The sequence below is a fragment of the Streptomyces sp. NBC_00358 genome, from assembly GCF_036099295.1.
Classification (GTDB): Bacteria; Actinomycetota; Actinomycetes; order Streptomycetales; family Streptomycetaceae; genus Streptomyces.
Window position 1 is genome coordinate 2,417,669 of the sequence record NZ_CP107976.1, and the last position, 22,311, is coordinate 2,439,979.

16 protein-coding genes are annotated in these 22,311 nt (G+C 72.0%); 10 read left to right on the forward strand and 6 right to left on the reverse strand.

The features are described 5' to 3' along the window. Positions 1 to 548 precede the first annotated feature (548 nt). Positions 549 to 1,529 carry a helix-turn-helix domain-containing protein gene (locus tag OHT01_RS09980; RefSeq protein WP_328552777.1) on the forward strand — a complete coding sequence of 327 codons (981 nt, stop codon included), beginning with the start codon at positions 549 to 551 and terminating at the stop codon, positions 1,527 to 1,529. Between the two features lie 36 nt (positions 1,530 to 1,565). After that, positions 1,566 to 2,048: a DUF456 domain-containing protein gene (locus tag OHT01_RS09985; protein ID WP_328552778.1), complete on the forward strand. Its 483-nt coding sequence runs from the start codon at positions 1,566 to 1,568 to the stop codon at positions 2,046 to 2,048. A 168-nt stretch (positions 2,049 to 2,216) separates the two neighbouring features. Here the strand turns inward: OHT01_RS09985 and OHT01_RS09990 are convergent, their stop codons facing one another. After that, a complete protein-coding gene (locus OHT01_RS09990; protein WP_328552779.1) occupies positions 2,217 to 3,518 on the reverse strand; it encodes an SGNH/GDSL hydrolase family protein in 1,302 nt (433 codons plus the stop codon). Positions 3,519 to 3,681: 163 nt separating this feature from the next. Between OHT01_RS09990 and OHT01_RS09995 the strand changes: the two genes are divergently transcribed. Further along, positions 3,682 to 4,050 carry a PPOX class F420-dependent oxidoreductase gene (locus OHT01_RS09995; RefSeq protein WP_328552780.1) on the forward strand — a complete coding sequence of 123 codons (369 nt, stop codon included), beginning with the start codon at positions 3,682 to 3,684 and terminating at the stop codon, positions 4,048 to 4,050. Positions 4,051 to 4,056: 6 nt separating this feature from the next. On the opposite strand, the gene OHT01_RS10000 is transcribed toward OHT01_RS09995, so the two are convergent. The 4 genes from OHT01_RS10000 to OHT01_RS10015 form a co-directional block, all read right to left on the reverse strand. Continuing rightward, positions 4,057 to 5,556, reverse strand: a complete 1,500-nt coding sequence (locus OHT01_RS10000; protein ID WP_328552781.1) for a DNA-3-methyladenine glycosylase 2 family protein — start codon at positions 5,554 to 5,556, stop codon at positions 4,057 to 4,059. Positions 5,557 to 5,795: 239 nt separating this feature from the next. After that, positions 5,796 to 6,911 (reverse strand): ribosome small subunit-dependent GTPase A, encoded by a 1,116-nt coding sequence (gene rsgA, locus OHT01_RS10005; protein ID WP_328552782.1) that lies wholly within the window; start codon positions 6,909 to 6,911, stop codon positions 5,796 to 5,798. A 557-nt stretch (positions 6,912 to 7,468) separates the two neighbouring features. After that, positions 7,469 to 8,977, reverse strand: a complete 1,509-nt coding sequence (locus tag OHT01_RS10010) for a cellulose-binding domain-containing protein (RefSeq protein WP_328552783.1) — start codon at positions 8,975 to 8,977, stop codon at positions 7,469 to 7,471. A gap of 435 nt (positions 8,978 to 9,412) precedes the next feature. Then, on the reverse strand, positions 9,413 to 10,735 hold the full coding sequence (locus tag OHT01_RS10015; RefSeq protein WP_328552784.1) for a radical SAM protein: 1,323 nt from the start codon (positions 10,733 to 10,735) through the stop codon (positions 9,413 to 9,415). Between the two features lie 165 nt (positions 10,736 to 10,900). Between OHT01_RS10015 and OHT01_RS10020 the strand changes: the two genes are divergently transcribed. Next, positions 10,901 to 11,785 (forward strand): alpha/beta fold hydrolase, encoded by an 885-nt coding sequence (locus OHT01_RS10020; protein WP_328552785.1) that lies wholly within the window; start codon positions 10,901 to 10,903, stop codon positions 11,783 to 11,785. A gap of 214 nt (positions 11,786 to 11,999) precedes the next feature. Here OHT01_RS10020 and OHT01_RS10025 read toward each other — a convergent pair whose 3' ends face one another. Next, on the reverse strand, positions 12,000 to 13,007 hold the full coding sequence (locus OHT01_RS10025; RefSeq protein WP_328552786.1) for a hydroxyacid dehydrogenase: 1,008 nt from the start codon (positions 13,005 to 13,007) through the stop codon (positions 12,000 to 12,002). Positions 13,008 to 13,192: 185 nt separating this feature from the next. Between OHT01_RS10025 and OHT01_RS10030 the strand changes: the two genes are divergently transcribed. From OHT01_RS10030 to OHT01_RS10055, 6 genes are all read left to right on the forward strand, one after another. Further along, positions 13,193 to 14,437, forward strand: coding sequence for an FAD-binding protein (locus OHT01_RS10030; protein ID WP_328552787.1), 1,245 nt, complete (start codon positions 13,193 to 13,195; stop codon positions 14,435 to 14,437). Positions 14,438 to 14,626: 189 nt separating this feature from the next. Next, positions 14,627 to 15,874: an ROK family transcriptional regulator gene (locus OHT01_RS10035; protein ID WP_328552788.1), complete on the forward strand. Its 1,248-nt coding sequence runs from the start codon at positions 14,627 to 14,629 to the stop codon at positions 15,872 to 15,874. A gap of 249 nt (positions 15,875 to 16,123) precedes the next feature. Further along, positions 16,124 to 17,386 (forward strand): ABC transporter substrate-binding protein, encoded by a 1,263-nt coding sequence (locus tag OHT01_RS10040; protein ID WP_328552789.1) that lies wholly within the window; start codon positions 16,124 to 16,126, stop codon positions 17,384 to 17,386. A gap of 20 nt (positions 17,387 to 17,406) precedes the next feature. After that, positions 17,407 to 18,372, forward strand: coding sequence for a carbohydrate ABC transporter permease (locus OHT01_RS10045; protein WP_328552790.1), 966 nt, complete (start codon positions 17,407 to 17,409; stop codon positions 18,370 to 18,372). Between the two features lie 8 nt (positions 18,373 to 18,380). Further along, positions 18,381 to 19,259, forward strand: coding sequence for a carbohydrate ABC transporter permease (locus OHT01_RS10050; protein ID WP_328558074.1), 879 nt, complete (start codon positions 18,381 to 18,383; stop codon positions 19,257 to 19,259). Positions 19,260 to 19,271: 12 nt separating this feature from the next. Beyond that, positions 19,272 to 22,205, forward strand: coding sequence for a glycoside hydrolase family 2 TIM barrel-domain containing protein (locus tag OHT01_RS10055; RefSeq protein WP_328552791.1), 2,934 nt, complete (start codon positions 19,272 to 19,274; stop codon positions 22,203 to 22,205). Positions 22,206 to 22,311 lie beyond the last annotated feature (106 nt).

Consider the following 22,311-nt stretch of genomic DNA (forward strand, 5'->3'; position numbering starts at 1 on the left):
ACCGTCGAACAGGAATGCGCACCGAAACATGCGAACAACTGACCGCCGGGCGGTCCCACCCCCCACGGGAGAACCGCCCGGCGGCGCCTGGGTGACCGAGGCCCGACGCAGGGCGCAGCCGGGCCCCGGTCACGTTCTGGATGGCCGGATCACCGTCGGTCAGGGCCTGTTCGGCCTGGTCCGGCCCTTCCCCACCGACCGCGCCCCGACCGGCGGCCGCGGTCCACGGCGCGTGAACGCCGGGTCGCGTACGCCGGTGGCCGGCACCGCCGTACGCCGGTCCCCCTCCTCAACGTCCCACTCTCCAGGGCCGGTTCACCCATGTCCGCGAGCCGCAAGGCCCCGGTCGGTGAACGGGCAGGGCCCGGCCCGACGCGGGGCGAACCCAAGCGGGGCATTACGGACGGTAGTTGGTGCCCCGGTGACGTGAGCTTGTCAGAGGGGCGGGGGGTACGGCGATGATGTGCCGAGGCGGGTTTGTGCCGTGGCCGATTTCCGCCACGGTCCGCCCACCGGCCGGAACACATCCACGGGAGGGACATCGCCGCATGCTCGCAGCGATAGGTCTGGACGAGAGCCACGAGTCTGCGTACCGCGCGCTGGTGTCGGTCGGCGCCGCCGACGTACCCGATCTCGCGCGCCGGCTCACGCTCGGCGAGTACGAGACGGAGCGCGCGCTGCGCAGGCTGGAGCGGCACGGTCTCGCCGCCCAGTCCTCGGCGCGGCCCGGACGCTGGGTCGCCGCGCCCCCGGGGGTCGCCCTCGGCGCGCTCCTCACCCAGCAGCGCCACGAGCTGGAGAAGGCGGAGCTGGCGGCGGCCCTGCTCGCCGAGGAGTACCGGGGCGCGGCCGGCGAGCCGGCCGCGCACGACCTGGTCGAGGTGGTGATCGGCGCGGCCGCGGTCGCGCAGCGGTTCCTCCAGCTCCAGCTCGGCGCGAGCGACGAGGTGTGCGCGCTGGTCACCGGGACTCCGACGGTGGTGTCCGGCACGGACAACGACGCCGAGAAGCAGGCCGCGGACCGGGGTGTCGGCTATCGCGTGGTCGTCGAGCGGTCCGTCCTCGACCTGCCCGGCGGGATCACCGAGCTGTCCGCCGCGCTCGGCCGCGACGAGCAGGTGCGGGTCGTGGACCAGGTGCCGACCAAGCTGGTGATCGCCGACCGGGCGCTCGCGATGGTGCCGCTGACCTCGCACACCGCGGAGCCGGCCGCGCTGGTCGTGCACTCCAGCGGGCTCCTGGAGCTGTTGTCCGGGCTATTCCAGTCGGTGTGGCGGGACGCGCTGCCACTGCGGCTCGGCAGCCGGGGCGTGCTGGAGCAGGAACCGGACGGCCCGGACGGCACCGACCTGGAGATCCTGTCGCTCCTCCTCGCGGGGCTCACCGACGCGAGCGTGGCCAAACAGCTCGACCTGGGTCTCAGGACCGTACAGCGCCGGGTGAAGCGCCTGATGGAGCTGACAGGGGTGACGACCCGGCTGCAACTGGGCTGGCACGCTTACGAGCGCGACTGGGTGGCGCGGGACTGACCTGCGGTTTCCCGTCCACTCGGGCAGGCTGGGCAGATGGGAGTGTGGGAGCTCCTGCTGGTCGGCGTGGTGATTCTGCTCGGCCTGGCCGGAGTACTGGTGCCCGGTTTGCCGGGGTCGTGGCTCGTGTGGGCCGCGGTTCTGTGGTGGGCGCTGAGCTACCCGCAGCCCCTGTCCTGGGCCGTCCTCGTCGGCGCGACGGCGGTCCTGCTGCTCGCCCAGGCCATCCGCTGGATGCTGCCACCGCGACGGCTGCGCGAGAGCGGTGCCACCACCCGAATGGCGGTGTACGCGGGTGCCGGGGCGACGCTCGGCTTCTTCCTGGTGCCGGTGGTCGGCGCCATACCCGGCTTCGTCGGCGGGATCTATCTCAGCGAGCGGCTGCGCCTCGGCGGGCACGGGCCGGCGAAGACCGCGGTGCGGACCGCGATGCGGGCCGGTGGCTGGAGCGTGCTGACGGAACTCTTCGCCTGCCTGTTGATCATGGGTGCGTGGCTGGGCGCGGTGATCTGGGGCTGACCCCGCCCGCCGCCCTCGACCCTCGGCCCGCAGACGATCCGCATGGCGCGGTCTGCCGCCCTCGCCCGGCCCCCTCCCCGCCCTCCACTGCCCGGCTGCCCGCTGCCCGCCGCCCCATGGTCACCGCCCCATGGTCACCGGCCGCCGTTTCGCCGTCCGGCGGCCGTGTCAGCGCCCGGGTGCCTTCGCCAGGAGGGAGCGAAGATCGATCGTGTCGGCCAGCGCGCGCATGCCGGCGTCGTTGAAGTGCAGATGGTCGCCGGGGTCGTAGGCCGGGAGGATACGGCTCGGGCGTGCCGGATCACGGACGGTGGCGTCGAAGTCCGCGACGGCGTCGAAGATCCGGCGGGAGCGGATGGCGGTGTTGACCGCCTGCCGCACCGCTTCCCGGGCCGGGGTGTACGCGACATGACCGCCGTACGGGGTGATCGTGGCGCCGATGACCCGGATACCGCGGGCGTGGGCGCGCCGCACGACGAGCCGGTACGCGTTCACCAGGGCCCGCGGGTCCCTCTGCTCCGGTGTCCCCTTGAGGTCGTTGACGCCCTCCAGCACGATCATCGTGCGGACGCCGGCGCGGGAGAAGACGTCGGTGTCCAGCCGGGTCAGAGCGCTCGGGCCGCGGCCCGCCAGCAGGACGCGGTTCCCGGCGATCCCCGCGTTGAGAACGCCGGGTCTGCGGTACGCGGGGAGGTCACGCAGCCGGGCGGAGAGCCGGTCGGGCCAACGGTGGTTGGCGTCGAACGAGGAGCCGGTGCCGTCGGTGATCGAGTCGCCGAGGGCCACCACACTGCCGGCGGCCGGCCCGAGCACGTCGACGCCGGTCACGTAGTACCAGTCGCCGACGGTGGTGGTGTACGCGGCGCCGCTCTCCTCGGCGGTCCGGTCGCCCCGGGGAGCGACGAAGTTGGCCTGCAACGCGGAGCGGTGGTAGGTCGCCGGGCCCGAGTCGGCGGGAGTGTGCACGGAGACCAGCAGGTTGGAGTCGGCGGGAACCGGCAGGGCGACGGGGTCGCTGACCACGTCCCGGCCGGCGGGGACGGTGACCGACCCGGCGCCGGCGAAGGTGACCGTACGCATCGAGCCCGCGACGGCCCGGGGACTCCTCGGCTCGCCCGGCCGTTGCAACGCCAGTGTCACGGAACCGAGTTGGAGCGGTCGCGTGCCGAGCCTGTTGGAGAGCCGGACGCGCGCGGCCCGGCCGCCGACGCTGGTGTGCACGACATCGCGGATGGAGGCGCCGGGCAGCGCGGGCACGGTTCCGGAGGGCGCGGCCTCCCAGGTTCCCGTCCAGGGCCCTCGCCGGTCGACGGCCTGGTTCCCGGGCCTGTTCCCGATCTCGTTCTCGGCCCGGTCCGGGCCCCGGTGGCCGGGCGCGGACCGCGCTTCGGCGGTCACGCCCGGCGAGGTGAGGACCAGGGTGGTCACCAGGGGTGCGAGGAGGCGCCGGAGCATGATCGCGCGGGTCATGGGCCATCGATTCCCCGGGCATGGGACCCCGCAACGCGCTGTCGCCCCGTCGGACGCACCCGAACGGAGCCGGACAGCGCCGACCGGGCCAAGGGGCCCTCCTCCCCCGGTCCTAGGACCGGAACCCGATGCGCCGCGCGCGGGGGCGTGTTTGGCTGCTGCCATGACCGAATTCAGTGAAGCCGAGCGCGCGTATCTGAGGTCGCAGCGGCTGGGGCGACTGGCCACCGTCGACCCTCTCGGACAGCCCCAGGCCAACCCCGTCGGCTTCTTCCCGCAGGAGGACGGGACGATCCTGATCGGCGGCTACGCGATGGGGACGACGAAGAAGTGGCGCAACCTCCGGAAGAACCCGAAGGTCGCCCTGGTCGTCGACGACATCGTGAGTCTCAAGCCGTGGAAGGTCAGGGGCATCGACATCCGCGGAGAGGCCGAACTCCTCACCGGGGCACATGACTTGGGGCCGCACTTCAGTGAGGAACTGATCCGGATCCATCCGAGGCGGATCCACAGTTGGGGTCTCGACGACTGAACGGCCTTACGGAAGAGCCGGGTCGGGGGTTCCGGGGCCCGTGTCGCTGCGGGCCGCCACCCTGAGGTGCTGGGCGGCGTACGAGCGCCACGGGCGCCAGCCGTCCGGGGCGTCCACGCCGGGCGGTGCCACGTCCGGGTCTCCGAGGGCCCGGGTGCGGATCACGGCGGCGGTGTCCTCGTCGACGCCGGGCAGCGCGAGCAGTGCCGCCCGCACCTCGTCGCGGTCGGCGCCCGGGTCGAGACGCAGGGCCCCGTCGGCGAGGGCGGCGGTCAGGGCGCCGAGGGGACCGTCCGGCTCGGCCCGCGCGAGCACGGCGGCCTCGGGGAAGAGATGCGTGAGCGTGTCGCCCGGGGCGTCCAGCGCCTTCCCGTACCGCAGCACGAGCCGCTCGGCCTCCGCCACCCCGACGAGCGCGCGCACCGCCAGCTCCTCCGGATCGGCGGAGCCCGGGGACCGCAGGCCCGGCCGGGCCGCGACCAGGGGGCCCAGCCGCCCGTCGGCTCCCAGCCGGGCGTCGATCGCGTACGGATCGGCGTCGAGGTCGAACAGGCGCCGCAGGCGTTGTACGGCGGTGGTCAGGTCACGCAGATCGGTGAGATGCAGACGGGCGTCGAGCCAGCCACCGGGGTGGGCGGCGTCGGTGGGGCGCGGCGCTCCCGGGGCGGTGCGGCTCGTCCTGCCGGTGCGGGGGCGGCCGGCGCCGGTGCCCGGCCGTTCCTCGACGGCCACGACTCCCGTGCCGTACGGCAGCCGGAGCGTGCGCCGGTACGTACGGCCGCCCCTGCCGCCGCCGACGGCCTCGACACCCGGGACGGCCTCGGCGGCCAGCAGGTCGAAGACGGCGGTGGACTGATAGGGCCCCCGGTACGCGAGCCGGAGCGGGACGCCCGTGGTGGGGACGTCCGTGGCGGGGGTGGCCGCGCTCCGGGCGGCAGGGCCGGTGCGGGGTGCCGCGGCGCGCAGTTCGCTCGGGGTGGACGCGTAGACCGTACGGATCGTGTCGTTGAACTGGCGCACGCTGGCGAACCCCGCGGCGAACGCGACCTGGGTGACGGGGAGTTCGGTGGTCTGGAGCAGGATCCGCGCGGTGTGCGCCCGCTGTGCCCTGGCCAGCGCGACCGGGCCGGCGCCGACCTCCGCGGTGAGCTGCCGCTGGACCTGGCGGGCGCTGTACCCGAGACGCGTGGCCAGGCCCCCGACGCCTTCCCGGTCCACCACGCCGTCACCGATCAGGCGCATGGCCCGGCCGACGACATCGGCCCGTACGTTCCACGCCGCGGAGCCCGGCACGGCGTCCGGGCGGCATCGACGGCAGGCCCGGAAGCCCGAACCCTGGGCGGCGGCGGCCGTCGGGTAGAACCGCACGTTCCGCCGCTTCGGCGTCACCGCGGGGCAGCTGGGCCGGCAGTAGATGCCCGTCGTCCGCACGGCGAAGAAGAACTCCCCGTCGAACCGGGCGTCCCGGCTCCGCACGGCCTCGTACCTGGTGTCCTCGTCGTTCACCCCTCCAGTGTGGCCCGGCCCCCACGGCCGGGCTGGCGGAAATCGGACACGACGCTACGGGCCCGCACCCCTCGGATGGGGCACGGAGAGCCCGGAGCGACCGGGCGGGGCTGGAGGCCCGGAGCGACCGGGCGGGGCGTGGACGGCGTACCGGACCGGAGCGGGCGGGGGCACGGGCGGTGGATCCGGCCGCCGCCGCCAGTGCGGGGGCACCGGGAAGTCGTGCCCCCGCACTCCGGCTACCAGCGCCCCCGCTTGGCCTCCATGGCGGCGCGGCCCTCCGCGCCCTTGCGCTTCCAGTCGCGGCGGATCTCGGCACGCACGCGTGCGTCCGTCTTGGCGACGATCCGCTGGTTCTCACGGAGCAGCTTGCGGTAGCTCTCCAGCCGCCGCTCCGGGAGCTCGCCGGAGTCGAGGGCCGCCAGGACCGCGCACCCGGGTTCGGCGACATGCGCGCAGTCCTGGAAGCGGCAGTCGGCGGCGAACGCCTCGATCTCGGAGAACACCTGCCCGACACCGATCTCGGCGTCCCAGAGCCCGACTCCGCGCAGTCCCGGGGTGTCGATGAGGACACCGCCGCCCGGCAGCACGAGGAGGTTGCGGGTCGTCGTGGTGTGCCGGCCCTTGCCGTCCATGTCGCGGGTGGCCCGGACGTCCATGACGTCCTCGCCCAGCAACGCGTTGGCCAGGGTCGACTTGCCCGCGCCGGACTGTCCGAGCAGCACCGCCGTACCGCCCGCGAGCGCCGCTTCGAGGATGTCGAGCCCCTCCCCCGTCGCGGAGCTGACGGCGAGCACGGGAACCCCGGGCGCGGAGGTCTCCACGTCCTGGAGGAGGTGCCCGAGGGTGGCCGCCTCCGGGACCAGGTCGGCCTTGGTGAGGACGACCACGGGCTGTGCGCCGGACTCCCAGGCCAGCGCGAGGAAGCGTTCGATGCGGCCGAGGTCGAGTTCCACGGCGAGGGAGACGGCGACGACAGCGTGGTCGACGTTGGCGGCGAGGATCTGCCCCTCGGACCGCTTGGACGAGGTGGAGCGCACGAAGGCCGTACGGCGCGGCAGATACGCCCGTACGTAGCGCGGGGTGCCGGCGGGTTCGACGGCGACCCAGTCGCCGGTGCACACGACCCGCAGCGGATCGTGCGGTGTCACGAACGCGGTGTCGGCGCGGATGACCCCGTCGGCGGTGACGACGTCGCACTGGCCCCGGTCGACCCGGATCACCCGTCCGGCGACGAGCCCTTCGGAATCGTGGGGAGCGAACTCGTCCGCCCAGCCGTCGTCCCAGCCGTAGGCGGCGAGCGGGGCGAGACCCAGAGAGCGGGACGAGGTCGGGAAAGTGGAACTGGAAGTCAAGGGAGACCCTTCACAAGGGCGGCCCCGGCGACGCGCACTGCGGCGCGAAGAAAGAGGAAGGTCAGCCGGCGGCCACGGAGGTGGACTTGATGAACTTCTGGATGCGGGCAGCGCCCATCTCGAAGACAGCCATCGGTCACACCTCCTGCACAAGCCGGATCACCCGCGGCAACCGCGGTCGCCGCTCGAACGGTTCCGACTCTAGAGGTACGCGGGCGGCGATGCCACGTATTTACGGCGCACCTGACCGCGGTCCGCCCGCAGTCCCGTGGCGCCGGGAACCCGACCGGGCGCGCTCGCACCTCCCTGCCGGGAGGCGCGAGTGGGGGCAACCCGGCCTTCACGGGGACCCGCTCTCCATGGGGAAGTGCTCATGGCACGGCGGACCGTGGCGGTCCTGACCATCGGCCTCGTCCCGGCCCAAGGCCCCCACGCCACGTCCGACTGGGCCCACCTCGACTGCCACAGCGCGTGGCTGCCGTAGCGCGGGGCTGCCGGAAGGTCCAGGACGTCGTGGGTGCCCACGGCCCTGCGCGGGAACGCGGAGGGCCGGTGGTTCAGTGAGTGGTCGTACAGCGTCCGCCGTTGAGGGTGAAGGCGTCCGGGGCCGTGTTCGTGTCGTGCCAGGTGCCGAGGAAGCCGACGGCGAAGGAACCGCCCGCGGCGACCGACTTGTTGTAGTCGGCGGCGGTCGCGGTCACCCGGGAGCCGTGCTGGGCGTAGGTGCCGTCCCACATCTGCGTGACCTGCTGGCCGTCCCCGTAGGTCCAGGCGACCTGCCAGGAGTCGAGGGCATGGGCGGACGTGACGGTGACGGTGGCCTGGAAGCCGTCGGTCCACTCGTCGACGAGATGGTATTTCACCTCGCAGGAGGCGGGGCTCCGGGTGGAGTCCGCGGGTTCGGTGGAACCCGTGGAGCCAGGTGTCCGGCCGGGGGCGTGGTCCGGGGAGGCGGACCCGCCCTGGGGTTCGGGGTCGGGTTTCGAGCCCCCGTCGGCGCCGGCGTCCACGGGTTCCGGCGACACGAGCGAGCCCTCGGCCCTTTCGGTCGCCGGCGGGGACGACACTCCCGGGTCGGCCACCGGCTGACGGTCGGCGGAGTCGCCGCGCGCGACCGTGGTGCCGCCGTTCCCCGCGCCGAAGGGCATCAGGGAGACGGTGAGCGCCAGGCCGGAGACGATGACGGCGGCGACCAGCAGTCCGGTACGGCCGATCCTGGGCGCGCTCTCCTTGACCTCGGCGAGACCGGTGTCCACCGCCGCGTCCGTACGGCCGCCGGCCAGTCCCGCCTCGGCGGCGCGCCGCCGGCGTTCCAGATAGGCGAGGCCGCCCCAGCCGATCACCCCGCCGGAGAGCGCCGCGGGCAGCCCGCCGCCGTGCAGCCGCAGACAGGCGGCGGCCTCCGCGCACTCCACGCAGTGGGCGAGGTGCTTCGAGAGGTCCTCGGGTGTCTCGGAACCGGGCGAGCGGGTGACCGCGTCGAGGAGCCGGGCGTAACTGCGGCAGTCGGCGTCCATCGGGGTGTCGAGGTGGTTGCGATGGCACCGGTCCCTGAACAACGCCCGCACCTGGCCGAGTTCCTCGGCCGCGGCCACCGGGTCGAGGCCGAGCCGCCGGGCGACCGCGGGCAGCGGGAGTGCCTCCACCTCGACCAGCCACAGCAGTGCCGCGTCGGCTTCCTGGAGATCCCTCAGGCCGCGCAGCGCGATGGGACGGTGCAGCGGAGGCCCGGTGTAGCGGGCGGCCTTCTCGGAGTTGAGCCACAGCCTGAGGTCGGGGTCGAGGCGGTGGCCCTGGCCGTGCGCCTCCCAGCCGGCGGCGGTGGTCCGAACCGAGTTGAGCAGCAAGGGAATCCGGGGCAGCCGGGGGGTTCTGCGGCCGGTGTTCTTCGTGCGCGCCATGACCGAGCGCGCCTCATGGATGCCATGGGTGAACGCCTCGGTGGCCAGTTGGGTGGCCGCGGCGGAGCCGGATGTACACAGGTCCGCGTACGACAGGACCGCGTCCCAGCATTCCGAGAACAGCACGGCCTCGGCGGCGTCCTGGGGGGTCGGCAGGTCTGTCATGGGGGGCTCCTGCATCCACTGCGTCCACGTGCAACGTCACACAATGCCCAACTCGCCTTATTTCAGGTTGAGTTGGGGACCGTCTCGACAACGGGCCAGAGCCTTTCACGGTTCCGACACAACTGACAAGCGACACAGTCACATCATGCGGTCACGCGATCACAGGGTGGACCGGCCGATTCCGGCGGACCGTTCGCCTCGGGCGGACCGGCCGATTCCGGCGGGCCGACCTGCTCCGGGCGCCCCGAGTCTCGTACAGAACGCGGGCCGGGAGGGACCGTTCGCTTCAACTTTCACAGGACCTGCCACTTCCCCCGCCCGCCCCGCGGGTAACGCGTGGCTCCCGTACTCCCGGAACGCGGCGCGGCACGACGCGCACGGCCCGGACGCAGGGAGGACGTCCGGGCCGTGCGGGGGTTCGCCGAGCGGCGCGGTTCACACCTGGGAGGCCGGCTCCCGGGCGGGCAGGCTGTCCATGAAGGAGCTGACGGAGAAGACGGCCCGTCCCGGACCGGGCTCTCCGTACCCGGGCGGCGACTTGAGCCCGAAGTCGTCCATCGTGGCGCGGTAGGCCTCCAGCAGACGGATGTGGTACTCCAGCGGCGCGCCGTTCGGGTTGGCCTTGCCGAGCGGGGTGGTCGGCTCGGGGCACCAGGTGGTGAAGCGGGGCGTGATGCCGTGCGACATGAAGAACCGCAGACCCTCGGTCGTCGACGCGATGGCCTCGTCGACGGTGGTGAACCCGAAGGGCTCGGCCATCTCCACGCCCGCCACGAAGTTGGGGATCACGTTGCGCGCGCCGAAGATCTCGGCCGAGTCGAGGATGCGCTTGTGCCACTCGTCCCGGCCGACGTAGCGCTCCTTGCCGGGGCAGTACATCTTGAACAGATACTCGTCCCACACCTCGTAGTTGGGGTGGTAGATCTGCACGCCGTAGTCCTTGAACCGCTGCACGTCGTCGCGGGGCAGGGCCTGGGCCACCACCTTGCCGATCCACCGCCCCGGGAACCGCTCCTCGATGGCCTTGGCGTAGTGCCCGTAGAAGTCGGCCTCGTCACGCCCTGCGACCGTCTTGGTGATCGCGCCACCGGTGAGGGTGTACGCCGTCGACGCCTTCGCCGTGTCGTAGCGGTCGATGATCTCCAGCGCTTCGAGGACCTCCTCGACGTCCTTCACGCCGGTGTACGGGCGGCCGGCGGCCTTGTGCTGGCGCCAGTTGTGGTTGATGTCGCAGTACTGGCACTCCTCCTTGGCGCCGAAGTACTGGCAGACGCGGAAGACGGTGAGGTAGATGAGATACCCCCACTGGATCGTCGGGGCCACCTCCATCACGGACTTCCCGTTGGAGAGCTTGTGCCGGTAGTACTCGGGCATCGGCGGCACCCCGACGTCGGAGATCCGCTTCCCGTCCAGGTACAGCCCGAGGACGCCCTCGTCGTCGGCGGCGACGCGGTACGGCGAGGCGGGATTGACGCGCACGGACACGACGGTCCGGCGCAGGTCGTACGGGCCGCCGGTGAGGATGATCTCCTCGGGCGGGCGCCGCAGCGCGGCCTCACCGAGCTCGGGCAGGGTGCCGTGGTCGAAGGAGAAGATGAAGTACGACTTCGGCTTGACCTCGCCGCCTTCGTTGTCGCTGAGGGCCGAGGCGTCGAAGGCCACGCCCCCGCGGAGCAGGTCCTCCTTGATGACGGCTTCCCGCGGCACGTGCGGGAACCGCTCCATCAGATCCTCGACCAGCGCGGTGCGGCTGCCCATCCCGTTCTCCTCGCTCCCGACCTGCTTCGTCTGTCGTTGTTCGACTCCTCACGGTATGCCCCCGCTCGGACATCGGCCGTGCCGGGTCCCCTCGCGCCGCCCGACCCCCGCCGCGGCGCCGGATCTCGTTTGCCGCGTCCGGGCGCCGCTGCGAGAGTCGTCGCCATGCCTTCCTTCAGCGCGTACGACGGGACCGAGCTGACGTTCGACACCTTCGGGGACGGCTCGCCGGTGGTGTGTCTGCCGGGTGGGCCCATGCAGGACTGCGGGTATCTCGGGGATCTGGGCGGGCTGTCCGCGCACCGCCGGCTGATCATGCTGGACCTTCGCGGCACCGGCCGGTCCGCGATCCCGGCGGACCCCTCCTCGTACCGCTGCGACCGGCTGGTCGAGGACGTCGAGGCGCTGCGCGAGCACCTCGGCCTCGACCGGATGGACCTGCTGGCGCACTCCGCGGGGACGAATCTTGCGGTGCTCTACGCGCAGCGCCGTCCGGAGCGCGTCGCGCGGCTCGCGCTCGTCACACCGAGCGTGTACGCCGTCGGGATCGAGGTCAGCCCGGAGGCCAGGCGGGAGACGGCGCTGCTGCGCCGGGACGAGCCGTGGTTCGCCGAGGCGTTCGCGGCGCTGGAGGCGATCGTCTCCGGAGCCGGGGACGCCGACGCGTTCCGGGCCATCGCCCCCTTCTGGTACGGCCGTTGGGACGAGGCCGCGCGGGCGCACCGGGACGCCGAGGACGCGCACAAGAACCACGAGGCCGCGGCCCGCTACGGCGAGGGCGCGTTCGCTCCGGAGGCCACCCGGGCGGCGCTGGCCCGTCTGGCGTCCTCCGTGCTGGTGCTCGCCGGAGAGGTCGACCTGAACTCGCCGCCTCCCGCGATGGCCGGGATCGCCGCCCTGTTCCCGCACGCCGAACTGGTGGTCCAGCCCGGAGCGGGGCACTTCCCGTGGCTCGACGACCCGGAACGGTTCGTGGCCACGACGGCGGACTTCCTCTCCGGGCCTGACCAGCGGCTTCCCACCCCCGACGACGTACGCCCCACCGGCTGAGGCACGCCGGACACGGCACCCGCGGGTGAACCGTGCCGTGCGGGACGCCCTCGGCCTCACGCCTGGGCCCGTCGGCCGCACGCGAAGCACGGGCGCAGCGAACCCTGGACAGCCCGCTCGGACCACCGGCACAGGGCCCCCGGACGGCCCACGCGGACCAGCCGTGCAGCGAACCCCGGACAGCCCGCTCGGGCTGTCCGGTCAGGCGTGCCGGTCAGGCGGCCCGCTCCAGTCCCTCCAGGCCGACCCCGAACTCCGGCTCCCTTCCCGACAGCAGGCGTTCGAGCTCGTCCAGCACGGTCTGGCCGAGCCGGGCGACCTCGTTGCCCTGTGAACCCGCCAGGTGGGGGGTGATGAACGCGTTCGTGAGGTCGTGCAGGGGAGAGTCGACGGGCAGCGGCTCGGGGTCCGTGACGTCGAGGATCGCGCTGATCCGCTCGGCGCGCAGCTCCTCGACCAGGGCGTCGTGGTCGACCAGGGCGCCGCGCGCGGTGTTGATGAGGACCGATCCGGCGGGCATCAGGGCGAGTTCGCGGCGGCCGATCAGATGCCGGGTCTCCGGGGTCTGCGGGGCGTGCACGGTGACGACGTCGCTGCCCGCCAGGAGGGCGTCGAGGGGCAGCAGCGGAACGCCGAGAGCGGCGGCCCCGGCCTCGTCCACGTACGGGTCGGTGAGACTCACCGACAGGTCGAGGGGCCGGAGCAGTTCGATGAGGCGCCGGCCGATGCGGGAGGCGCCCACGACGCCGACGCGGCGGCCGAAGTTGCCGATTCCGGGGAGGATCTCGCCGTAGGGGAAAGTCCGTTCGGTACGCAGGCGCTCCCGGTGCGCGAAGACGTCCTTGCCCGCGAGCAGGATCATGGCGAGCGTGTACTCGGCGACGGGCAGCGCGTTCGCGGCGGCGGCCGAGGACACGACGATCCCGCGTTCCCACACCGCCGGCGTGGCGAACCCCTTGACGGAACCGGCGGCGTGCAGCACGGCCCGCAGCTTCGGGGCCGCGTCGAGCGCGTCGGCGTCGAGTACGGGACACCCCCAGCCGGTGATCAGGATCTCGGTGTCCGCGAGGCGGGCCCGCACCGGCGGATCGGTGAAGTCGCCTGCCGCCAAGGAAGGATCGATGTCCACCAGCCCGCGCAGTGCGGCGAGTGCGTCCGGGGGGAAGATGCGCGTCACGTTCTCGGCGGTCATGGCGAACATCGCCACAGGACGCTCGGGCAAGGAAGTGGCCTTCCGGTTCGGTGAGGTCGACGACACGACAGACAGCAACCGCTCTCTACGCTAGATCGCGCCACGTGAGAGGGTCAACGGGCGGATCTGCCGACTCGGCGGACCGGCGGGGTACGTTCCCCGGGTGGCCGTCGCACCGGCCACGTACAGCGACTCCCCGGGGAGGGACAGCAGGGATGACCCTGACCAACTGGGCCGGCAACATCACGTACGCGGCCAAGGAACTGCACCGGCCCTCCTCCCTCGAAGCGCTCCGCACGCTGGTCGCGGACAGCTCCCGGGTGCGGGTGCTGGGCAGCGGGCACTCGTTCAACGAGATCGCCGAACCCGGCGCCGACGGTGTCCTGCTGTCGCTGACGGCGCTGCCGCCCGCGGTGGACGTCGACACGACGGCCCGTACGGTACGGGTGTCGGGCGGCGTCCGGTACGCCGAGCTCGCGCGACGGGTGCACGAGCACGGGTTCGCGCTGCACAACATGGCCTCGCTCCCGCACATCTCCGTGGCGGGCTCGGTCGCCACCGGCACCCATGGGTCCGGGGTCACGAACGGGCCGCTCGCGGCCGCCGTGCGGGAGGTCGAACTGATCACCGCGGACGGTTCGTCCCTGACGATCGGCCGGGGCGACAGGCGCTTCGACGGTGCCGTGACCTCGCTGGGCGCGCTCGGCGTGGTCACCGCGCTCACCCTCGACCTGGAGCCGGACTTCGAGGTGAGCCAGCATGTGTTCACCGAACTCCCCCTGGAGGGTCTGGACTTCGAGACGGTCGCGGCGTCGGCGTACAGCGTGAGCCTGTTCACCGACTGGGGGCGCCCCGGCTTCCGGCAGGTGTGGCTCAAGCGGCGCACCGACCAGCCGCTGCCCGACTTCCCGTGGGCGGAGCCCGCGACCGAGGCCCTGCACCCGGTGCCGGGCATGCCCGCCCGCAACTGCACCGAGCAGTTGGGGGTCCCGGGGCCCTGGCACGAGCGACTGCCGCACTTCCGGGCCGAGTTCACACCGAGCAGCGGTGCCGAGCTGCAGTCCGAGTACCTGCTGGCGCGCACGGACGCCCTGGCCGCGCTGGGCGCCCTGGACGCGATCCGCGGGACGATCGCGCCGCAGTTGCAGATCTGCGAGGTGCGGACGATGGCGGCCGACACCCAGTGGCTGAGTCCGGCGTACGGCCGGGACACCGTGGCCCTGCACTTCACCTGGGTCGAGGACACGGAGGCCGTGCTGCCGGTGGTGCGGCGGGTCGAACGGGCCCTGGAGCCGTTCGCGCCGCGGCCGCACTGGGGCAAGGTGTTCACGGTGCCGCCGCTGGTGCTGCGCGAACGCTATCCGCGGCTGGGCGAGTTCGGGACACTGGCCGACGAGCTCGACCCGGCGGGCACGTTCGCCAACGCCTTCGTGAGGGACTTCCTCCAGCCCCTTTCCTAACCCCTTGTCGAATGTCCCCGGCAGGCCATAGCCTTGCGCAGCGCCGGGGCCGGCGGGCCTCGTCACGGCACGGGGGAACCGAGGGAAGCGATCGGTGCCGTGCCGCCCCGGGCACCCCCGGACCCCGGCCCGAAGATCAGGTCGGCCGACGCGCCCGGTACCCGGTACGCGGAAGCGAGGGGGAGCCTCATGAAGCGCGGCACATCACGCGACATCCGCACCGCGAACCGGTACGAGGTGCTGCGCCAGATCATCGCCGAATCCCCCACGTCTCGGCAGGAGTTGGCGGCGGCGACCGGGCTCAGCCTGGCCACCGTCGCCACGCTGGTCGGTGAACTGCTCGACCTCAGGATGCTGACCGAGGTCGGCTTCGAGGACTCCGCGGGCGGCCGGCCCCGGGGGCTGGTGGCGGTCAACGCGACAGGGGGTGCCCTGATCGGCGTCGACATCGCCGAGACGTATGTCCGCGTCGAGCTCTTCGACCTGGCCCTGAACGTGCTCGCCCGCGCCGACGAGGACATACGGCCCGGCGAGAGCCTCCCGGAGCAGGTCGTCGGGCATGTCGCGGCAGCCGTCGGCTCGGTGGTCGCGCAGGCCGGGGTGGAGGGTGCTCGGGTCCTGGGCGTCGGCGTCAGCGTCCCCGGGCAGGTCGACCGGGACACCGGGATCGCGGAGTACGCGCCCAACTGGGACTGGCACGACGTGCCGTTGCTCGACCTGCTGGCGGAGCACATCGCCTACCCCCTCCACCTCGACAATCCGCTGCGCGCCTGCGCGGTCGCCGAGTTGTGGTTCGGCGCGGCCCGCGGTCGCGGTGACGCCGTGGTGGTCAACCTGGGTACGGGGGTGGGCGCCGGCCTCGCGCTCGGCGGCGGACTGCACCGGGGTGTCAGCAACAGCGCGGGCGAGTGGGGCCACACCACCCTCGTCCTGGACGGCCGGTTGTGCCACTGCGGCAACCACGGCTGCGTGGAGACGTATGTCGGGGCCCCCGGGATCATGCTGAATCTGCGGGAGTTGAGCCCCGGGAGCGCCCTGCTGCATCCGGAGGACCAGACCGCCACCATCGACGCCCTCGCGGCGGGTGTCGCCGCGCAGGACCCGGTCGCCCTCAAGGTCGTCCGGGACACCGCCCGTTACCTCGGCGCCGGGATCTCCGACCTGGTCAACCTGCTCAACCCCGAAGTGGTCGTCCTGAGCAGTTGGGTGGCCGCCACGCTCGGGGAACCGCTGCTGCGCGAGGTGCGCGAGGCCGTCGCCCGGCACGCGCTGCGGCGTCCGCTCGCGGCCACCGAGATCGTCCTCTCCCCCATTCCGACCGACCCGGTCTGCCTCGGCGCGGCCACGTTCGCCCTCGAAGGGGCACTCCAGTCGGTGGGTCAGCGGCCGGCCAAGCGGGCCGTCCCCGCGAGGGGCCGCACCGCGCCCCAGGTGTGACGACGGAAGCGACGCATTCGGCGTGACCGGTTCCAAGTAGGGCTGTGCTGAAGCGAGTTGACTGTCAGCGGTCCGCCACGACGGTGGACCGCGATCCGGCACGTCCGGTATCCCGAACCCCCGGCAACGCTTCGCACGCACTTCGTCCAACCCCTTGCCGAAGCCTTAGCGGAAGGTTAACGTCCCGCACCGCACCGCGAATTCGAGCCGCAGCCGCACTCAGACCGCATCGAGGACAAGGACGTCACCATGTCGGCATTGAGCAGCAACTGGGACCGTCGATCCGTACTGCGGGCCGCCGCCGGCCTCGCCGCCCTCGGGCCGCTGGCCGCATGCGGCAGCAACAACGGACGTTCCGGGGGCGGGAGTTCGGGCAAGGAGCTGGTCCAGTACTTCCACGCCTACGGGGAGGCGGGCACCGAGCAGGCCATCAAGAAGTACGCGAAGGCCTACGACAAGGCCCAGGTGACCACGCAGTGGATCACCGGCAGCGACTTCGAGAGCAAGCTGTTCGCCTCGCTGCTCACCAAGAACGCGCCCGATCTCTTCGAGTTCCACCCGCAGATCCAGCTCGTCAGGAGCGGGCAGGTGGCGGACCTGAGCGACATCATCGATCCGGTCAAGGACGACTTCAACCCGGCCGACATCGCCTCGCACACGGTCGACGGGAAGATATACGGCGTCCGGATGATCGACGACCCGCAATTCTTCTTCTACCGGCCCTCCCTGCTGGAGAAGGCCGGCGTCAAGGTGCCGACCACCCTCGACGAACTCATCGAGGCCGCGGCGAAGTTGACGACCGGCAAGGTCAAGGGCCTGTTCCTGGGCAACGACCTGCACGCGGTCATCAACCCGCTGATCTGGTCGGCGGGCGCCGACACCCTCGACTCCGGCAACCGGATCGCGTACCACACCGAGGGGGTCAAGGAGGGCCTGAAGAAGATGCGGGGGCTCTTCACCAGCGGCCATCTGCTCCTCGACGCCCCGGCCGACTACTGGGACCCGTCGGCCATCAACCAGGGCCTGTGCGCCATCCAGTTCTGCGGGATGTGGGCGATGCCGCAGATGCAGAAGGCGCTCGGGGACGACATCGGGGTCTTCGCCTTCCCCAAGGTCATCGACTCCGGCAAGCCCTCCGTCTACAACGGCGGCTGGTCGATGTTCGTCAACGCCAAGGGCAGCCACGTCGACCTGGCCAAGGAGTACGTGAAGTGGCTCTGGATCGACCAGAAGAAGTACCAGGAGGACTGGTCGCTGTCGTACGGCTTCCACATCCCGCCGCGCACCTCGCTCGCCGCCTCCGCCACCAAGCTGAAGTCGGGGCTGCCCGCCGAGGGCGTCAGACTCTTCGGCGAGTACGGGCACTTCGACAACATCGGCTGGACCCAGTCCATGATCACCGCGCTTGAGGACGTCTTCGCCAACTGCGTCCGCAAGGGCGGGGACCCGGAGGCCGCGCTCGACAAGGCCGACGTGACCGTCAACCGCGAACTCAAGAAGCTCTTCGGCTAGACCGGCGGACGGGCCCAGACATGTCGACCACCACCTCACGCGGAGTCTCGCGCCCCGCCCCGGCCGAGGCCGCGCCGGCCCGGCCGCGGCGGGGGCTGCGGGGCCGCGCCACCTTCAACTTCTGGCTCTTCACCGGACCGTTCCTGATCGGCCTGCTGGTCTTCGTCTACGTGCCGATCGGCTGGAGCCTGTGGCTGAGCTTCTTCGAGGCGCGCTTCACCGTCACCCCCGACAAGTTCGTCGGCTTCGACAACTACCGGCAGATGCTGGAGAACAGCGACTTCACCGCTTCGCTGGTGACGTTCACCGTCTTCGCCGCGTTCATCGTGCCGCTGACCTGGGCGATCTCCCTGGGTCTCGCGCTGCTGGTGAACCGGCTGCGGTTCATGCGGGCGTTCTTCCGGTCGGTGTTCTTCCTGCCGACCGCGTGCAGCTATGTCGCCGCCTCGCTGATCTGGAAGATGTCCATCTTCAGCGGGGTCCGCTTCGGTCTGATGAACACCGTCCTCGGCTGGTTCGGGGTCGAGAACATCGCGTGGCTGGCCGACCCGGATCCGCCCTGGTACTGGCTGGTCATCGTGAGCGCCCGGCTGTGGCTCCAGGCCGGCTTCTACATGATCCTCTTCCTGGCCGCCCTGCAGAACATCCCGCCGGAGCTGTACGAGGCCGCCGCGATCGACGGTGCCAGGCCCGGCTGGCAGACCTTCCGCCACATCACCCTGCCGCAGTTGCGGGCCACCTCGACGGCCGTGGTCCTGCTGCTCCTGGTGGCCGCCTACCAGGCCTTCGACGAGTTCTACAACCTGCTGTCGAAGACCACCTGGGGCCGGCCACCGCTCGTCGAGCTGTACTACACGGCACTGGGCCAGGCCCAGGACTACGGCGCCGGCAGCGCGGGCGCGGTCGTTCTCACCCTGCTGATCTGCCTGGTGACGCTGCTTCAGGGCAGGTTCATGGGATTCGGACGCGGGGAGGAAGCCGAGTGACCGCCGTCATGCCGGGCCGAAAGGCCCATGCCGCCCCGCCGCGGAAGCGCCGACGCGACCGGGGCGGAGTCCTGGGCAGCACCGGCCTGTACGTCGCCACCGGGGTCGCCGGTCTGCTGTTCCTCGTCCCCTTCTATCTGCTCGTGCGCAACTCCCTGTCGACCGACGCCCGGATCACCGGCGAGAACTGGCAGTTCTTCCCCACCGACCTCAAGTGGGGCAACGTCCGGGAGCTGTTCGACGACCCCACCGTGCCCTTCGCCCGCTCCCTGTGGAACTCCGCCGTGGTCGGGGTCCTGCACACCCTCGGCACCCTGCTGGTCTGCTCGCTCGCCGGCTACGGCCTCGCGCGCATCCCGTACAAGCACGCCAACAAGGTCTTCTACGGGGTGCTGGTCACCCTGATGGTCCCCTCCGCCGTGACCTTCGTGCCGAGTTTCGTGCTCGTCTCGTCGCTCGGCTGGGTGGACAGTCTTCGCGGTCTCATCATTCCGGGGCTTTTCAGCGGTTTCACGTGCTTCCTCTTCCGGCAGTACTTCCTGGGGTTCCCGAAGGAGCTGGAGGAGGCGGCACGCATGGACGGGCTCGGCTACTGGGGCGCGTACTGGCGCATCGTCGTGCCCAACTCCCTGAACTTCTTCGCCGCCATCGCCACCATCACGTTCATCAGCGGCTGGAACGCCTTCCTGTGGCCGCTGGTCATCGGCCAGGACCCCGACGCCTGGACGGTCCAGGTCGCCCTGTCCTCGTACATGACGAACCAGACCGTCAACTTCCACCTGATCTTCATGGCCACGGCCATTTCCATCCTGCCCCTGGTGTTCGTGTTCCTCTTCCTCCAGCGCTGGCTGGTCCAGGGAATCGCGCAGACCGGCATCAAGGGCTGAACGAGGAGACGCATGTCTTTCCGCACCTCTCCCGGACCACCGGCCTCTCCCCCCTCCGCCACCGACTACGTCGAGGACGTCTCCCCCGGCAGCGGCGCCCTCCCGCCGCGCGCCTGGTACGCGGCCTCCAGCGCCAGGTCCTTCTCGCTGAACGGAAGTTGGGGCTTCCGGCTGTCGCCCACCGCCGACGCCGAGGACGACTCCTTCGCGGCCGAGGGCCACCCGGCCGGGGACTGGGCCGAGATCCAGGTCCCCGGCCACTGGGTACTGCAGGGCCATGGCTCGCCGATCTACACCAACCACCTGTACCCGTTCCCGGTCGACCCGCCGCGCGTGCCCACGGAGAACCCGACCGGTGACCATCTGCGCCGCTTCGACCTGCCGCCCGACTGGCCGGCGGACGGCGGCACGGTCCTGCGCTTCGACGGGGTCGAGTCCTGCGCCCGGGTCTGGCTGAACGGCACGGACCTCGGCGAGTTCAAGGGGTCGCGGCTGCCGCACGAGTTCGCCGTGGGCCATCTGCTGCGGCCGGGCGGCAATGTGCTCGCCGTCCGGGTGCACCAGTGGTCGGCGGGTTCCTACCTGGAGGACCAGGACCAGTGGTGGCTGCCGGGCATCTTCCGCGATGTCACCCTGCTGCACCGCCCGGCGGGCAGCGCCCTCGACTTCTTCGTGCACGCCTCCTACGACCACCACGAAGGCCTGGGGACCCTGCGCGTCGACTCCGACGTCGACGGGCGGGTCCTCGTGCCCGCTCTGGACATCGATGTCGAGACGGGCGCGGCGGTCACCGTGCCGGTGCTGCCGTGGACGGCCGAGACACCGCGCCTGTACGACGGTGAGCTGGTCACCGAGGGCGAACGCGTCCCGCTGCGCGTCGGGTTCCGCAGCGTCACGCTCCAGGACGGTCTGATCAAGGTCAACGGCACTGCGGTCCTCTTCAAGGGCGTCAACCGCCACGAATGGCACCCGGAGAAGGGCCGCGCCCTCGATCCGGAGACCATGCTCGCGGACGTACTGCTGATGAAGCGGCACAACATCAACGCCGTGCGCACCTCGCACTACCCGCCCCACCCCGCCTTCCTCGACCTGTGCGACGAGTACGGCCTGTGGGTCATCGACGAGTGCGACCTGGAGACGCACGGCTTCACCGAACAGGCCTGGCGCGACAACCCCGTGGACGATGCCCGCTGGACACCGGCGCTGCTGGACCGGGCGGCGCGCATGGTCGAGCGCGACAAGAATCATCCGTCGGTCGTCCTCTGGTCCCTCGGCAACGAGGCCGGTACCGGGCGCGGGCTGACCGCGATGGCCGAGTGGATCCGGGGCCGCGACGGCTCGCGGCTCATCCACTACGAGGGCGACATCGACTGCCGTGACACGGACGTCTATTCGCGGATGTACGCCGACCACGCCGAGGTCGAGCGGATCGGTCGGCGGCTGGACGGCGGGGGCCTGCGGCGACGCCGGCTCCCCTTCATCCTCTGCGAATACGGACACGCCATGGGCAACGGCCCCGGCGGACTCGCGGACTACCAGCGCCTGTTCACCTCGTACGACCGCGTCCAGGGCGGGTTCGTCTGGGAGTGGATCGACCACGGCGTCAGGGACGAGCGCCACGGGTTCGCGTACGGCGGGGACTTCGGCGAGGAACTGCACGACGGGAACTTCGTCTGCGACGGCCTCCTCTTCCCGGACCGGACGCCGTCCCCCGGACTCGTCGAGTACAAGAAGGTGATCGAGCCCGTCCGTTTCGACGGCGGGAGCGCCTCCGCACCGTCCGAACGGGGCCGGGAACGGACCGCGGGCCCGGACGGCACCGTGCGTGTCACCAACGGGTACGACTTCGCCGACCTCTCCGCCCTGGCCTTCGAGTGGTCGTACCAAGTGGACGGCGAGACGGTCGAGTCGGGCCCGCTCGTGGTGCCCGCACTGTCGCCGGGCGAGTCGGCCGAGGTCGAACTGCCGGCACCGCCCGCCGACCCGCGGAGCGGCGAGACGCAGTGGACGGTCCGCGCTGCACTGGCCGACGACACGGCCTGGGGACCGCGCGGCCATGTCGTCGCCTGGGCTCAAGTACCCGTCGTGGAGGCGGTGCCGCCGCGCCTCCGGTCGTCCGTCGCCCCGATGCCGGGTGGGCGGGTGACCGCGCTCGGGCCGGGCACCTTCGACGCCCGCACCGGTGCGCTCCTCTCCATCGGCGGAGTCGAGGTCACCGGCCCGCGCCTCGACGTGTGGCGCGCCCCGACCGACAACGACGACGGCGCGCACTGGCAGTCCGCCGCCCGCCTCGGGACGCTCTGGCGAACCCTGGGCCTGCACCGGATGCGGCACCGCCTCGACGGGGTGGAGCCGGGCGAGGACGCCCTGACCGTACGGACCCGGGTGGCGCCCGCGGCCCGGGAGGTGGGCCTGCGCGCGGTCTACCGCTGGACCTCCGACGGCACCCGGCTGCGGCTGACCGTGTCCGTGGCGCCGGAGGGCCCCTGGACGCTGCCGTTGCCGCGGCTCGGCGTCCGGCTCGGGCTCACGGGTTCCGCGGACCGGGTGACCTGGTTCGGCGGCGGACCGGGCGAGGGCTATCCGGACACCAAGTCGGCGTCCATGAAAGGTCGTTGGGAGTCGACCGTGGACGCCATGCAGACGCCGTACGTACGGCCGCAGGAGAACGGCGCCCGGCCGGACGTCCGCTGGGCCGAGCTCGGGGGGCTGCGGATCGAGGGCGACCCGGCGTTCTGGTTCACCGCGCGCCGCTGGACGACGGAGCAACTGGACGCCGCGGATCATCTGACGGATCTGCGGGCCGGTGAGACGGTCTGGGTCAACCTCGACCACGGCCAGCAGGGCATCGGCTCGCAGTCGTGCGGTCCCGGCGCCCTTCCCCGGTACCAACTGCGGGCCGAACCGGCGGAGTTCTCGTTCGTCTTCTCGGCGGTCCGGGGCTGACGACCGCGCACCGGTCGGCGCGGCCGGACGCTCCTCAGCCGTCCGGCCGCGCAACCGCACGCCGTGCCGCGCCTCGCCTCGCCGTGTCGTGGCGTGCCGTGTCGTG